This window comes from Actinoplanes sp. NPDC051475 (assembly GCF_040689425.1).
In the GTDB taxonomy this organism is placed as follows: Bacteria; Actinomycetota; Actinomycetes; order Mycobacteriales; family Micromonosporaceae; genus Actinoplanes.
Genome location: NZ_JBFAZZ010000031.1, coordinates 1 through 12,979, shown reverse-complemented (window position 1 = coordinate 12,979; position 12,979 = coordinate 1). Strand labels below are relative to the sequence as shown.

The window sequence follows — 12,979 nt, the reverse complement described above, 5'->3', positions numbered from 1 at the left end:
GCCACCTCCAGCCGATGTTCGTCCACTTCGACGACCTCGACTCGATGGGCATGGTGCACAACACCCGCTACGGGGTACTGGTCGAACGCGCACTGACCCTGTTCTGGGACTCCCACGGCTACGGCTTCGGCAACGGCAAGCTCGGCCATCCCGACGCCTCGGTGGGCGTCGCGGAGTTCGCGATCTCCTACAAGGCGCCGATCATCGGAACCGGCACGGTCTACGTCCACCTGACGGTCGATCACATCGGCTCGACCAGCGTCGGGTACACGTTCCGGGTGCTCTCGGCCGAGGGCGCAGTCCACGCCGAGGGCCGCCGGGTGCACATCCGGCTCGACCCGGCGACGTTCCGCCCGACTCCCTGGGCGGAGGAGACGAGGGCGATCTACAAGACGCTGTCGGCGGGCTGAGCCCGGGGTACGCCGTCGGCCCAGACCTGCACCACGTCGTGCGAGGTGGCCAGCGCGAACACCTTCGCGAGGGCCTCCTCGGGGCCGTTCGAGTGGCGCATGCCGATGTGGAGCGGCGTGCCCGGATGCGGGCGTACCCAAATGGCATCGAACCGTCTGCCGGCGCTCAGGTCGCCCACCTGATCGCGGAGCCCGAGCGCCTGCGCGCCGGCGGCGGTGGCCAGATGCAGCAGGTGGGCGGCGGTGAGAGCAGTTCCGTCCGGGCCGCGCAGCTGCTGCAGCAGGTACGCCTGCAGCCCCTCCTTGAACAGCGAGAAGCCCGTGCCCGCGCCGACGTCGCACCCGAGCGCGACGGGCACCCCGTAGGCCAGGTGCCGGTTGAGCGGGAACATGCCGCTGCCGAGGGCCGCGTTGCTGGTCGGGCAGTGCGCCACAGTGGTACCGGCCTCGGCCATCCGCTTCAGTTCCTTGTCCGTCGGATGGACGTCGTGTGCCAGCACGCTGCGAGGACCCACCAGGCCGTGCCGGTCGTAGCAGTCGAGATAGGTGCCGCCACCGAACAGGCGCCGGACCGTGGCCACCTCGTCGAGATTCTCGTTGAGGTGGGACGTGAACCAGCTGTCCGGCAGGTCCCGGTGCAACTGTCCACAGGAGGCGAGCAGGTCGTCACTGCAGGACAGGGCGAAACGGGGGATCACCGCGTACCGGCTGCGCCCGGCGCCGTGCCAGCGTGCCGCCAGCGCGTGCCCCTCGTCGTAGCCGCGCTGCGCCGACGTGTGCAGGTCGGGCCGCAGCATCCGGTCACCGACCACCAGGCCGCTGGTGATGCGCAGGCCGCTGGTGGCAGCCGCCTCGAACAACGCGTCCACGGCCGGCGCGAAGTGGGAGCCGAAGACCAGCGCCGTGGTGGTGCCCGCCCCGAGGAGGGCCGCCACGAACTCGGCGGCGACCGCGCGGGCGTAGCCGACCTCGGCGAGCCGGGACTCCTCGGGCAGGGCGCAGCGCTCCAGCCACTCGAGCAGCGGCATTCCGAGCGCGCCGATCACCCGTACCTGGGGGAAGTGGACGTGGGTGTCTATCAGCCCGGGCAGCAGGACGCCGTCGGGCAGCTCCACCAGCTCGGCCTCGGGGTGGCGGCGCCGCAGGTCGGCGAAGGTGCCCCGCTCCGCGATCACGCCGTCCTCGACGAGCAGCCCGGCGTCGGCTTCGCAGCGCAGCTCGCCGCCGGAGAACGGGTCGTCCGGGGTGTCGATGGTCTGGGCGCGATAGAGGGTCATGCCTGGGCGTCCACAGCCGAGGAAGTCCGCAGGAGGTCCGCCGCCACGCTGACGGCGATCATCGCCGGCTCCTTGCCGCGGATGTCCGCCAGCCCGATCGGCGTGGTGATCCGGGCCAGTGCGGCGTCGTCGTGGCCCTGTGCCGCGAGCTTGGTGCGGAACCGGGCCCACTTGGCCGCCGAGCCGATGAGGCCGATCGACCCGAACTCGCCGCCCCGCAGGACCGCGTCGCAGAGGGCGAAGTCCTCCGCGTGATCATGGGTCATGATCAGCACATGGGTGCCGGCGGGCAGCTCCCCCAGCACGATCTCCGGCAGCACCGCCACCCGGTGGACGTGCACCGCTGCCACCGCGTCGGAGAGCACCGCCAGCCGGTCCTCGGCCAGCTGCTCCGGGCGGGTGTCGACGAGGTGCAGCTCGATGTCGTGCCGGGCCAGGATGCGTGCCAGCTCAAGGCCGACGTGGCCGACGCCGAAAACGGCCACCGCGGGCACGACGGCCAGCGGTTCGAGCAGCACCGTGACGCTCCCGCCGCAACACTGGACGCCGTGCTCGTAGGGCGCCTTGTCGGACAGTGCCAGCGTGAACGTCTCCGGGACCGTACCGTTCGTGCCCAGCATGTCCCGGGCGCGGTCGACGGCGACGGCCTCCACATTCCCCCCGCCGATGGAGCCCCAGGTCTGGTCCGCGCTGACGACGAGCTTCGCTCCGGCCGCCCGGGGTGCATGACCGCGTACGGCGGCGAGGGTGACCAGCACTCCCGGCTCCCGGACGGCCCTGAGGTGGGTGACGGCGCCGAGCCACGTACGGTCAGGCACGACTCACCGCCTGACCCACCTGCTCCGACTCGGGCCGCATGGCGTGCGACCCGGCCCCGGGCTGCGGCGGCGCGACGTCCGCCTCGGCCACGGTGCTGTCGCCGGCACCGGCCCGCGCCCGCTCGATCGCCCAGAAGACGGCTTCCGGCGTGGCCGGCGAGGCGAGCTCGATGCTCACTCCGGCCGGACCGAACGCCGCGGCCGCCTGGCGCAGCGCCTCCCGCACGCAGAAGGCGAGCATGAGCGGAGGTTCGCCGACCGCCTTGGAGCCGTAGACGACCCCCTCCTCCGCCGCGTCGGTCAGCAATGTGACGTTGAAGACCTCCGGCATCTCCGAGAAGCTGGGCAGCTTGTACGTGCTGGCCGCCTGGGTGCTCAGCCGGCCGCGCGCGGCTCCGTCACCGGTGTCCCAGCGCAGATCCTCCAATGTCAGCCAGCCCGCCCCCTGCACGAAACCGCCCTCGATCTGCCCGATGTCGATCAGCGGCGAGAGGCTGTCGCCCACGTCGTGCACGATGTCCACCCGGCGGGTCCGGTAGGCGCCGGTGAAGCCGTCCACTTCGACCTCCGCAGCCGCCACCCCGTACGCGAAGTATTTGAACGGCGAGCCCTGCATCACCGACGAGTCCCAGTGCAGTCCCTCGGTGCGGTAGAAGCCCGCCGCGAACAGCTGCACGCGCTGGAAGTACGCGGCCCGGACGAGGTCGTTCCACACGACGCCCGCGTCCGCGCCGATCCCCCGGGCGATGCCGTCGGCGATGCGCACGTCGGCGGCGTTGACTCCCAGCATCGTGGCGGCGACCTGCGCCAGGCGCTCGCGGATCTGCTCGCAGGCGTGCTTGACCGCGCCGCCGTTGAGATCCGCGCCCGAGCTGGCCGCGGTGGCGGAGGTGTTGGGCACCTTGTCGGTACGCGTCGGCGCCAGCCGCACCCGCTCGAGCGGCAGACCCAGCGTCGTGGCCGCGACCTGCAGCATCTTGGTGTGCAGGCCCTGGCCCATCTCGGTGCCACCGTGGTTGATCAGCACCGAGCCGTCCTTGTAGACGTGCACCAGCGCGCCCGCCTGGTTGAACGCCGTCAGATTGAACGAGATGCCGAACTTCACCGGCGTCACTGCCAAGCCCCGTTTCGTGTACGGGTGCCCGGCGTTGAACGCGTCGATCTCCCGCTGCCGGGCAGGGATCGCGCCGCTGTCGAGGACCTGCTCCCACAGCCGGTGCAGCCGCTCAGGGTGCCGCACCGGCTGGCCGTACGGCGTGCTCTGCCCGGCCTGGTAGAAGTTGCGCCGGCGCAGCTCCGCCGGGTCGATGCCGAGCAGCGGTGCGCAGCGGCCGAGGATGTCCTCGATGACCAGCATCCCCTGCGGCCCGCCGAACCCGCGGAACGCCGTGCTGGACGTCTTGTGGGTCCGCGCGATCCGGCCGGTGAGCCGCGCGTGCGGAAGCCAGTAGGCGTTGTCGGTGTGGCACAGCGCCCGCGCGAGCACCGGCTCGGAGAGGTCGAGGCTCCAGCCGCCGTCGGCGGTCAGCGTCGCGTCGAGCGCCTGGAGGCGGCCGGCGTCGTCGAAGCCCACGCGCCAGTCCACGTGGAAGCCGTGGCGCTTACCGGACATGGTCAGATCTTGGGTACGGGTGAGCCGCACCCGTACCGGACGGCCGGTGAGCGTGGCGCCCAGCGCCGCGACGGCGGCGAAGCCGTGCGGCTGCATCTCCTTGCCGCCGAAGCCCCCGCCCATCCGCAGGCACTGGACGGTCACCTCGTGGGACGGCCGGCCCAGCACGTGCGCAACGATCTCCTGCGTCTCGGTGGGATGTTGCGTGCTGCTCTGCACGAAGATCTGCCCGGCCTCGTCGACGTGGGCCAGCGAGCAGTGCGTCTCCAGGTAGAAATGCTCCTGCCCGGCAAACTCGAATTCCCCGCTGAACACGTGTACGGCGTCGGCCAGGCCGGCCTCGACGTCGCCCCGCAGGATCTGCGGCGTGGCGCCCTGGAAGCTCTCCGCGGCGATCGCCTCCCGCAGGGTCACGTGGGACGGCAACGGCTCCACGCCGACCTCGACGGCGTCCGCACCCAGCCGCGCCGCTTCGAACGTGTCGGCGAGCACCCAGCAGACGGCGTGCCCGAAGAACATCACCTCGTCCGGGAACAACGGCTCGTCGTGCTTGACGCCGGCGTCGTTGACCCCTGGCACGTCGGCGGCCGTGAGCACGCGGACGACGCCCGGCACCCGCAGCGCGGGCGTCACGTCCAGCGCGGTGACGCGGGCGTGGGCGTACGGCACCTGCACGGGGTGGGCGTGCAACACGTCCTTGGTGCGGTGGATCAGGTCGTCGGTGTACAGCGCCGCGCCGGTGACGTGCAGTTTCGCGCTCTCGTGCGGCACGGCGACGCCGACTGAGGGGTTCTCCGGCCGCTCGGACAGGGCACTCATCCGCGCACCTCCTGCGGGCTCGGGTTCTCGGCGTACAGCTTCAGCAGGCTCTGACCGAGCATCGCCGCCCGGTACGCCGCACTGGCCCGGTGGTCGTCCAGCGGCGTGCCCTCCCCGCGTAGCACCTGCGCGGCGGTCTCGGCGGTCTCCGCGGACCAGGGTCGCCCTTCCAGCACCGCCTCGGTGGCCCGGGCCCGGACCGGCGTGCTCGCCACCCCGCCGAGACCGATCCGCGCCCGTACGACCGTCCCGTCCGTCACTTCCAGGGCGAAGCCGACGGCCACGCTGGAGATGTCGTCGAAGCGGCGCTTCGCGATCTTGTGGAAGTCCGCCAGGCCGGCCAGGGGCAGCGGGATCCGGACCGCCCGGATCAGCTCGTCGGCGCGCCGGACGCTGCGCCTGTACCCGGTGAAGTAGTCCGCGAGCGGCACGTACCGCTCGCCGTCGGCGTCGGCCAGGGCCACGTCGGCGTCCAGCGCGAGCAGGGCCGGAGCGGTGTCGCCGATCGGGGAGCCCGTGCCGAGATTGCCGCCGATGGTCGCGCTGTTGCGGATCAGCCGGGACGCGAACTGGGGAAGGAGCCGGCCGAGCAGCGGGATCCGGCCGGCGAGGCGACGCTCGATCTCGGTGAGGGTGAGCCCCGCGCCGATCTCGACGTGGTCGGCTCCGATCGCCAGCTCCCGCAGCTCGGGCACCCGGTCGACCGCGATGACGCACCGGGCGCGCGCGCCTCGCAGGTTGACCTCGACGCCCCAGTCGGTCGAGCCCGCGACGACCGTCGCGGAGGGGCGCTCCCTCAGCAGCCGGAGCGCGTCGGCGAGTGCGGTGGGCCGGAGGAACTCGGCGTCACCCGTGCGCACCTGAGTCGGCCGGGCAGGGGACGCGGGTGCCTCGTGGCGCCGGGCGAGCGGATCGTCGGATGCCGGCGGCCCGAGGGCGTACGCGGCGTCGCGGATCGGCCTGTACCCGGTGCACCGGCACAGGTTGCCGCTGAGCGCGTGCAGGTCGAAGCCGTTGGGGCCGTGGTCGGGCCGGGGCGCGCCGCCGTTCGGGTGTGCCTCCCGGCCCGGGCGGTAGAACTCGGCGGCCATGCTGCAGACGAAGCCCGGCGTGCAGTACCCGCACTGGGAGCCGCCGCGGACCGCCATCTCGTACTGAACCGGGTGCAGGCTCTCGGGGCTGCCCAGCCCCTCCGCCGTCACGATCTCCTGGCCGTCCAGCCCGAGTGCGGGGATCAGGCAGGCGTTGACGGCGACCCACTCGGTGCCGGAGCCGTCGCCGGGCCGCGCGACCAGGACGGCGCAGGCGCCGCACTCGCCCTCCCCGCAGCCCTCCTTGCAGCCGGTGAGGCCCTTTCCCCGCAGCCACTCGAGCACGGTGGTGTGGGGCGCGAGGTCCCCGAATGCGATGTCATGCCCGTTGACCCGGGCCCCGGCAGCGCCCATGACGAACTCCCGTCAGCCGTCCCACCCACGGCGATTCCCAGGCCGGTGTCGTCCCGGCCGGACATGGTTGACGGCGACGCTGGGGCGGCTGGTTATCCATGTGAACAACCGCCCGAGCCGGTGTCGACTCTACAAGTCGGGCGGCACACCGGGGTAGATCTGCCGAAAGCTGATTCCGGCCGGAGGTGATCGGGGCCACCTGCCTGCCGAAAACTCTTGAACGCCGCGGTCGGCCGCCGATGATGTGCTCCGTCGACGCAAAGGCCCGCCTCCACCCCCGGGGGCGGCCGGAGCGACGGCCCCGGTGCGCAAGCCGGGAACTGCAGGGACCCATACCTGCCCTTGAGCTGGCCCTGAACTAGCGGCTGCACGCTTTTGGGGTTAGCGAAGATGCGGAAGGAACACACCGATGAAGGCTTCAAACGGGGCCGGCTCGCGACGCCTACTGTCCCTCCTGGGGACGGCCGTCGCCGCCAGCGTGGCCGCAACAGTGGGCCTGACCAGCCCCGCAACGGCGAGCCCGGTCGTGACGGTGAGCTCCGGTGCGGACCTGACCGGCTGGCAGACGGTTCTGGGCGGCAGCACCTTCGCCGCCACCGGCCAGGCCGCGGTGACCGGCGCGGACGTCGCCGTCGAGAACCGTAGCGACTACTCCAGCCTGCGGTCGAACGTCGCCCGCCGTGGCGTGATGGCCGACGCGCTGTCGTACAAGCGGGTGTCGGGCGACAAGATGATGAACACCATCCACCGGGCGGTGTACTCCTTCCAGCTGCCGTCGGTGCCGTCGATGGCCGGCGGGGCCCTCAACGCCCAGACCGTCGAGGGCGGCCTGTTCGTGTGGGACGGCGCGGTGACCCGGCTCGACAACGGCATCGCGTTCCAGTGGGTGCTCAACCCCTGGCTCCCGAACTTCGGGCAGCTCCGGGTCTGGTCGGACGCCAACGGCGGCGCCTGGATCCCGGCCGGCTACCTGAAGCCGGACACCGCCTGGCACAGCGTGCGATTCGCCGTGGACCCGCTCCACCAGGCGTCTGAGCTCACCATCGACGGCACCTCGCTCGCGGCGCCCTACACCAAGTCGCCCAAGGCGAGCTGGGGCACCGACGTCTCGGCCCGGCTCCAGGTAGAGGCGATCTCCCTCTGGCCCGGTTCGGCGGCCACCTCGGCCCCGACGCACGAGGTGCTCGTCAAGGACTGGAGCTGGACGCAGGAGGTCCAGCAGACGGAGGCCGAGAAGGCCGCGGAGCTGGCCGCTGCCGAGAAGGCCGCTGCCGACCAGGCCGCTGCTGAGAAGGCCGCCGCCGACCAGGCCGCTGCCGAGAAGGCCGCTGCCGACCAGGCCGCTGCCGAGCAGGCCGCCGCGGAGCAGGCCGCTGCTGAGAAGGTCGCCGCCGAGGAGAAGGCCGCTGCCGAGCAGGCTGCTGCCGAGCAGGCCGCTGCCGACCAGGCCGCCGCCGCCGAGCAGGCCGCTGCCGAGCAGGCTGCTGCCGAGCAGGCTGCTGCCGAGCAGGCTGCTGCCGCTGACAAGGCCGCTGCCGACAAGGCCGCCGCTGACAAGGCCGCCGCTGAGAAGGCGACGAAGGCTCAGCAGAAGGCCGCCAAGGCTGTGGAGAAGGCCGCCAAGGCTGCCGAGAAGGCGAAGAAGGCCCAGGAGAAGGCCGACAAGGCCGCGGAGAAGGCGAAGAAGGCCCAGGACCGGGCCGACAAGGCGGCGGAGAAGCTCAAGAAGGCCAAGGAACGGGCCGCCGCCGTCGCTGCCAGGATCGCCGCGTGGGCCGCGGCGAGGGCCGCTGCGAAGCACAACAAGTAAGACAGATCGGGTACCAGGACCGCGGCCGGCGGAGGTCAACGACCCCCGCCGGCCGCGGTCGCTTTCCGTCAGGGCAGGTAGTAGCTCGGGTTCGGCAGCTTGAACGTCTTGTTCGCGAAGCCGCCCTTGAGGTCGCTGTACTGGTCGCCGAAGTTGCCGACGATGTCGTAGCCGAGCGACTCGATGTGCGCGCGGGTGGCCGACTTGTAGTGGATGGTCGTGCACTTGCCGTCCGGGTCACCGGCGCACGCGGTCTTCAGGTAGTCCGGGTAGTCGGCGACGGCGGGCTTGGTGAACAGGCCGTCCTCGCCGTTGCTCAGCGTGGTCGGCTTCGGGTAGTTCGCGTCCACGCCGACCCCGTCGGCGGTGAGGTTGCCGAGGGTGGCGGCCTCCTGGGTGCCCGGGCGCCCGGTCAGGTAGAAGATCGCGTAGCCCTCGCGCTCGGCGGTGGCGGCCATGCCGACCATGCCGGGCACCGGCGGGAACTTCTGCTGGGTCACGTACTCCGCGTTGGTCGTGGGGTTGTACGCCCAGTTGCTGACGATCTCGTAGTTGTACGTGGCCAGCGTGGTGTCGTCCACGTCCAGCACGATCGCCCGGGTCTTGTGGGTCCGGTGCCGCGCGGCCAGGTAACGCTTGCCGTCGCGGGCGACCGACGACGCCTCCTTGGCGTAGTAGCTGTCCGCGGCGAACTGGCCGGTGCCGAGCGGGTCGCCGTAGTAGTTGCGGATCTGCTGCCGCAGGACGTCGATGTTGGTGATCTGGTCCTCGGAGCGGGGCGTCCAGGTCTTGATGGCCGGTTGCGGGTCGGCCGCCGACGACGCCGCGTACCCGATGCCGGCGCCGCCGAGGGTGGCGGCCGTGAGCGCCGCGACCGCGGTGACCACGACGCGCCGTGAGAAGGTCAAGGACATGGTGTTCCTCCTGGGTTGAACGCTGCCTAAGGCAACTTAGTCCCGGGAGGTGCCCGCCCTCATCGTGGGGCGGTTCAGATCCTGTGGCCCATCGGGTCGGTGAACACGTATCCGCGGACCTTGTAGTAGCGGATGATGTCGTCGAGCGCACGGACGGTGTTGCCGCGGTACAACGGGGCGCCCCCGCCGTCGTGCATCAGGATGATCGGGTGCTTCCGCGTCGAGGTGGCGTCGTCGTAGATGTGCTTCTCGAAGGCCTTGTCGACGCGCGCCGGCTGACTCCAGTCGTCGGTGTCGATCGACCACTGCACCGCGGTCATCCGGCGAGCGACGGCGAGTTGCTGGGTGGTGGCCGTGGCGTGCCCGCGCGGTGAGCGGTAATAGCAGGGCCGCCTGCCGGTGGCGGCGATGATCGCCGCGCTCCCCCGGTCCATCTCGTCCGCCTGGGCCGCCTTGTCCAGCGTCGGCATCTCGAGGTGGCTGAAGGTGTGGTTGCCGATGACGTGGCCCTCGCGCACGACCTGGCGCGCGAGCGCCGGGTTGATCACGACGTTGGCGCCCTTGAGGAAGAACGTCCCGTGCACCTTGTACCTCTTGAGCACCGCGAGGAACTGCGAGGTGTACGCCGAGGGGCCGTCGTCGAAGGTCAGCGACACGGTCCTCGGGTAGGTGGCCGGCGTCGCCGTGATCCGGTTCGGCGCGGGCTTCGCACACGTGTTCAGCGCGGCGGCGGCGCCGGGCCCGGCGGGATACAGGGCGGTGGCGCCGAGGAGAGCCAGCGTCGCCGTGACGGCAAGGCAGCGGGGCCTGGTGGTGATCATCAGCGGTGCCCTCCGGTTACCGGTCGAGGTGTCCATGGCTCGCCCTTACCATCGGCACGTCCCTGCCGGAAATCAGGACCCCTGGGCGTCATGCGGCGTCAGATGCGCGCGTTCGCCCTGCGCTCCGAAGAGGGTGAGCAGCTCCGCGGGCTGGGCGCCGGCGCTGCCGATCCGGTGCGGCGTACGGGTGTCGAACTCCGCGGCCTCCCCGGGGCCGAGCTCGAACTCCTGATCGCCGAGGATGAGCCGGACGTGTCCGTTCAGCACGTAGAACCATTCGTACCCGTCATGAGTCTGCAGTGTCGTCGTGGGTGACCTCCCGGCCGGCGGGTAGATCACCTTGTAGGCCTGGACGCCTCCCGGGCGCCTGGTCAGCGGCACGACGGTGAAGCCGGACCGCCGGACGGGGCGCAGGTGGATGCGGGGGTCGCCGGTGGGCGGCGCCGCGACCAGATCGTCGAGCGGTACGCCGTGCGCCCGTGCCAGCGGCAGCAGTTGCTCCAGCGTCGGGCGGAGCTTCCCGTTCTCTAGGCGCGACAGCGTGCTCGAGGTCAGGCCGGTCTCGGCCGCCAGGGCAGCCAGCGAGATGCCCCGCGCCCGGCGCAGCGCACGCAGGCGAGGACCGACCCCGGCCAGTACTTCCTCGGTGGCGATCATGAATCCATGATGCGGATCCGCAAGTTTTCTCGCAAATACGTAAGGCGGTCGGGCACGCTGCTCGCGGAAGTCGTTCCCCCGCCGCGATCGGAGAAGCTGATGCCGTCACCCGCTCGAACCCGCAAACGCAAGGACACCGGGCCGGCATGGACCGCCCCCGACGAGAAGTCCACCCTGGTGGGGTTCCTCGACTACCTGCGCGACGCGATCGCCGAGAAGGTCGACGGCGTGCCGGAACCGGAGGTCCGCACCGCCGGAGTGCCCTCCGGCACGAATCTCCTCGGGTTGATCAAGCACCTGACCGCTGTCGAGCGGTTCTACTTTCTCGAGGAACCGATCACCGCCATGGGCCGTACCTTCCGGCCCACCCGCGAGGAGACGGTCGAGGGCCTGCTCGCCGAGTACCGGGCTACCACCGCGCAAGCGAACGAGGTCGTCGGCACCTGGACCGACCTGGCCCGGCCGGCGCCCCGGCCGCCGGGCCGCGCCCTGGCGTCGTCCATGCGATGGGTCCTGGTGCACATGATCGAGGAGACCGGGCGGCACGCGGGCCATGCCGACATCCTCCGCGAACAGATCGACGGCTTCACCGGTCGCTGACTGTGCGGGCCGGCCGAGGCCGGCTCAGTCGTCAGCGCCGGCACGGCGCCGCCGAAGCGCGTCCGCCAGCAGCACGTACCCCGGGAGGGCCAGGAACAACAGCGGAATGCCGACCTTCACCGACCCGCTGCGTCCCCGAAAGAGGTCGGACCCGACCGGCGGCAGCGGGCGCACGGCAGCCGGGGCCGGCTGCGCGGGCACCGGCTGTGCCAGGCCCTTCTCGGCGGCGATCAGCGGAAGCGCGCCGGCGGCCCGCAGCACGCCCGCGCCGGTGTCGGCGAGGAACGTCTTCTCGGTCATGCCGAGGGCGCCGATCCGCAACCGCACCGACGACTCGTCGTGCGAGTCCACCACCGTCAGGACGACCTTGTTACGCCTAGTCCCGGCGGAGACCTGCGCGGCGATCACGAGCCAGCGCTCGCAGCCGGGAGCCTGGCGTACGGAAACCCCGGCGCCGGCGTTCGAGCCCAGGCTCAGCGGCAGCCACTGCCCTCTCTCGAAACTGTCCAGCTGCCAGCCGTAGCAGAGGTGCTGCGCCTGGGTCGCCCGGGCCAGCGCGGCCGCGGTCGCTGCGGCCGCGTCCTGGTCTGGCGGGCCGACCCGGTTCGGCGGACCCGAGGGCAGCAGGCCGCCGATGAAGGCGGACAGCGCGGCGCCGCCGAGGCCGATGGCGACACTGAGGAAGACGAACTTCTGCCAGACCCGCTGCGGGTTGCTACCGGTCCCAGTGACCTGCGACATGGTCCAGATACCTCGGGTAGGCGGTGGTGGTCTTCTCGACCAGGATCAGGGAGCCGTTCTGCCGGCGGAGGATCACGACGCTGTCATCGTCGTAGCGCAGATAGACGCCGTCGGCGTCGGCGACGCCACGGCCGGGAAGCCACCGGTGGGTGATGTCTCCGGCGACCCGGGTCGGCATCAGCGAAGACGTGTACGCGACAGCGTCACCCGCGATGTCGTCGGCGGGCGATCGGGAGTAGGCGGCGTCCACGTGCCGCCGGACGCTGAGATGGCCGGGAATTCCGTCCGACACGAGTATGCCGACGGCAAGAGCCGCCATGCCTGCCGCGGCACCCACGGCCTGCCGGACACTCATCGGCCCGCCGCTGCGGCTGCCGGCGTCGCCGGAGTCCGCGGTTTCGTCGCGCCGATCCTCCGTACGCCAGCGTTTGCGCACCAATGGCCTCTCCCCTACCTGCCATGCCGCGCTGATGCTAACGAACACGATCAATGTGGGAGCCCCCGGCTCATCCGCCCGGAATGATGCCGCCGCCGGCCTCGGTGCCCAGGCTGGGGGGTACCGGCTGCGAAGGGGGCAGGGGCTGTGGACTGGTCGTTCGATTCGCTCTTCTACGTGATGTTCCTGGCGTGCTTCTGGTTCGGGATCATCTGGACCTTCATCGCCGTCTTCAACGACCTGTTCCGCCGGCGGATGGCGGGCTGGGCCAAGGCCGCCTGGATCGCGCTGATCGTCGTCCTGCCGCTGCTCGGCGTGCTCATCTACCTGGTCACGCACGCGACGACGCCCCGGGAGGACGGCGCGTCGGTTCCGGCGGCGGCCGGGCGCTTCCGGCCCGCCGACGAGATCGCCACCGCGGCGCGGCTGCACGACGAGGGGCGGATCTCCGGCGAGGAGTTCGAACGCATCAAGCACCAGGCGTTGATGAACCGCTGACCCGGACGTGTCTCACCGCCGGCCGGCCTAGGTGTGCTGTCCAGGGAGGTTGGTCGAGGTTGTGTGACGAGTTGATCTGAGCTCTGGACGGGTGAAGGCCTCCGGTTGTGGAGTGGAGCTG

13 protein-coding genes are annotated in these 12,979 nt (G+C 71.4%); 4 read left to right on the top strand and 9 right to left on the bottom strand.

Annotation, left to right across the window (positions count from 1 at the left end; all coding sequences use genetic code 11):
* Window positions 1-14 precede the first annotated feature (14 nt).
* Window positions 15-410, top strand: a complete 396-nt coding sequence (locus tag AB0368_RS37095; protein WP_366158760.1) for a thioesterase family protein — start codon at window positions 15-17, stop codon at window positions 408-410.
* Here AB0368_RS37095 and guaD read toward each other — a convergent pair.
* The 4 genes from guaD to AB0368_RS37075 are packed head-to-tail and all read right to left on the bottom strand — an operon-like array spanning window position 386 to window position 6,381.
* Window positions 386-1,687 carry a guanine deaminase gene (gene guaD, locus AB0368_RS37090; RefSeq protein WP_366158733.1) on the bottom strand — a complete coding sequence of 434 codons (1,302 nt, stop codon included), beginning with the start codon at window positions 1,685-1,687 and terminating at the stop codon, window positions 386-388. The two genes, AB0368_RS37095 and guaD, sit on opposite strands and share 25 nt — an antisense overlap.
* A complete protein-coding gene (xdhC, locus tag AB0368_RS37085) occupies window positions 1,684-2,505 on the bottom strand; it encodes a xanthine dehydrogenase accessory protein XdhC (RefSeq protein ID WP_366158732.1) in 822 nt (273 codons plus the stop codon). Before xdhC ends, guaD begins: the two co-directional genes overlap by 4 nt.
* Window positions 2,498-4,936, bottom strand: coding sequence for a xanthine dehydrogenase molybdopterin binding subunit (xdhB, locus tag AB0368_RS37080; protein ID WP_366158731.1), 2,439 nt, complete (start codon window positions 4,934-4,936; stop codon window positions 2,498-2,500). Before xdhB ends, xdhC begins: the two co-directional genes overlap by 8 nt.
* Window positions 4,933-6,381 carry an FAD binding domain-containing protein gene (locus AB0368_RS37075; protein WP_366158730.1) on the bottom strand — a complete coding sequence of 483 codons (1,449 nt, stop codon included), beginning with the start codon at window positions 6,379-6,381 and terminating at the stop codon, window positions 4,933-4,935. Before AB0368_RS37075 ends, xdhB begins: the two co-directional genes overlap by 4 nt.
* 409 nt (window positions 6,382-6,790) lie before the next feature.
* On the opposite strand from AB0368_RS37075, the gene AB0368_RS37070 reads away from it, so the two are divergent.
* Window positions 6,791-8,191: a hypothetical protein gene (locus tag AB0368_RS37070; RefSeq protein ID WP_366158729.1), complete on the top strand. Its 1,401-nt coding sequence runs from the start codon at window positions 6,791-6,793 to the stop codon at window positions 8,189-8,191.
* A gap of 68 nt (window positions 8,192-8,259) precedes the next feature.
* On the opposite strand, the gene AB0368_RS37065 is transcribed toward AB0368_RS37070, so the two are convergent.
* From AB0368_RS37065 to AB0368_RS37055, 3 genes are all read right to left on the bottom strand, one after another.
* On the bottom strand, window positions 8,260-9,105 hold the full coding sequence (locus AB0368_RS37065) for an HAD family acid phosphatase (RefSeq protein ID WP_366158728.1): 846 nt from the start codon (window positions 9,103-9,105) through the stop codon (window positions 8,260-8,262).
* Between the two features lie 74 nt (window positions 9,106-9,179).
* Window positions 9,180-9,962 carry a polysaccharide deacetylase family protein gene (locus AB0368_RS37060; protein ID WP_366158727.1) on the bottom strand — a complete coding sequence of 261 codons (783 nt, stop codon included), beginning with the start codon at window positions 9,960-9,962 and terminating at the stop codon, window positions 9,180-9,182.
* A gap of 36 nt (window positions 9,963-9,998) precedes the next feature.
* The gene (locus AB0368_RS37055; protein WP_366158726.1) at window positions 9,999-10,583 is read right to left on the bottom strand and encodes an XRE family transcriptional regulator; all 585 of its coding nucleotides are present in this window, start codon (window positions 10,581-10,583) and stop codon (window positions 9,999-10,001) included.
* 99 nt (window positions 10,584-10,682) lie between these two features.
* On the opposite strand from AB0368_RS37055, the gene AB0368_RS37050 reads away from it, so the two are divergent.
* Window positions 10,683-11,183, top strand: a complete 501-nt coding sequence (locus AB0368_RS37050) for a DinB family protein (RefSeq protein ID WP_366158725.1) — start codon at window positions 10,683-10,685, stop codon at window positions 11,181-11,183.
* 24 nt (window positions 11,184-11,207) lie between these two features.
* On the opposite strand, the gene AB0368_RS37045 is transcribed toward AB0368_RS37050, so the two are convergent.
* A complete protein-coding gene (locus AB0368_RS37045) occupies window positions 11,208-11,924 on the bottom strand; it encodes a hypothetical protein (RefSeq protein ID WP_366158724.1) in 717 nt (238 codons plus the stop codon).
* Complete coding sequence (locus AB0368_RS37040) at window positions 11,899-12,360, bottom strand: DUF4247 domain-containing protein (protein WP_366158759.1); 462 nt, start codon at window positions 12,358-12,360, stop codon at window positions 11,899-11,901. The genes AB0368_RS37045 and AB0368_RS37040 overlap by 26 nt, the downstream gene beginning before the upstream one ends.
* Window positions 12,361-12,507: 147 nt before the next feature.
* Here AB0368_RS37040 and AB0368_RS37035 point away from each other — a divergent pair, with 147 nt between their 5' ends.
* Window positions 12,508-12,858: a PLD nuclease N-terminal domain-containing protein gene (locus AB0368_RS37035; protein WP_366158723.1), complete on the top strand. Its 351-nt coding sequence runs from the start codon at window positions 12,508-12,510 to the stop codon at window positions 12,856-12,858.
* Window positions 12,859-12,979 lie beyond the last annotated feature (121 nt).

Excerpts from the sequence above, each read along its gene's own strand:
- AB0368_RS37095 (WP_366158760.1), top strand. The coding sequence starts at position 15 with ATGTTCGTCCACTTCGACGACCTCGACTCGATGGGCATGGTGCACAAC.
- guaD (WP_366158733.1), bottom strand. The coding sequence starts at position 1,687 with ATGACCCTCTATCGCGCCCAGACCATCGACACCCCGGACGACCCGTTC.
- xdhB (WP_366158731.1), bottom strand. The coding sequence starts at position 4,936 with ATGAGTGCCCTGTCCGAGCGGCCGGAGAACCCCTCAGTCGGCGTCGCC.
- AB0368_RS37075 (WP_366158730.1), bottom strand. The coding sequence starts at position 6,381 with ATGGGCGCTGCCGGGGCCCGGGTCAACGGGCATGACATCGCATTCGGG.
- AB0368_RS37070 (WP_366158729.1), top strand. The coding sequence starts at position 6,791 with ATGAAGGCTTCAAACGGGGCCGGCTCGCGACGCCTACTGTCCCTCCTG.
- AB0368_RS37065 (WP_366158728.1), bottom strand. The coding sequence starts at position 9,105 with ATGTCCTTGACCTTCTCACGGCGCGTCGTGGTCACCGCGGTCGCGGCG.
- AB0368_RS37060 (WP_366158727.1), bottom strand. The coding sequence starts at position 9,962 with ATGGACACCTCGACCGGTAACCGGAGGGCACCGCTGATGATCACCACC.
- AB0368_RS37055 (WP_366158726.1), bottom strand. The coding sequence starts at position 10,583 with ATGATCGCCACCGAGGAAGTACTGGCCGGGGTCGGTCCTCGCCTGCGT.
- AB0368_RS37050 (WP_366158725.1), top strand. The coding sequence starts at position 10,683 with ATGCCGTCACCCGCTCGAACCCGCAAACGCAAGGACACCGGGCCGGCA.
- AB0368_RS37045 (WP_366158724.1), bottom strand. The coding sequence starts at position 11,924 with ATGTCGCAGGTCACTGGGACCGGTAGCAACCCGCAGCGGGTCTGGCAG.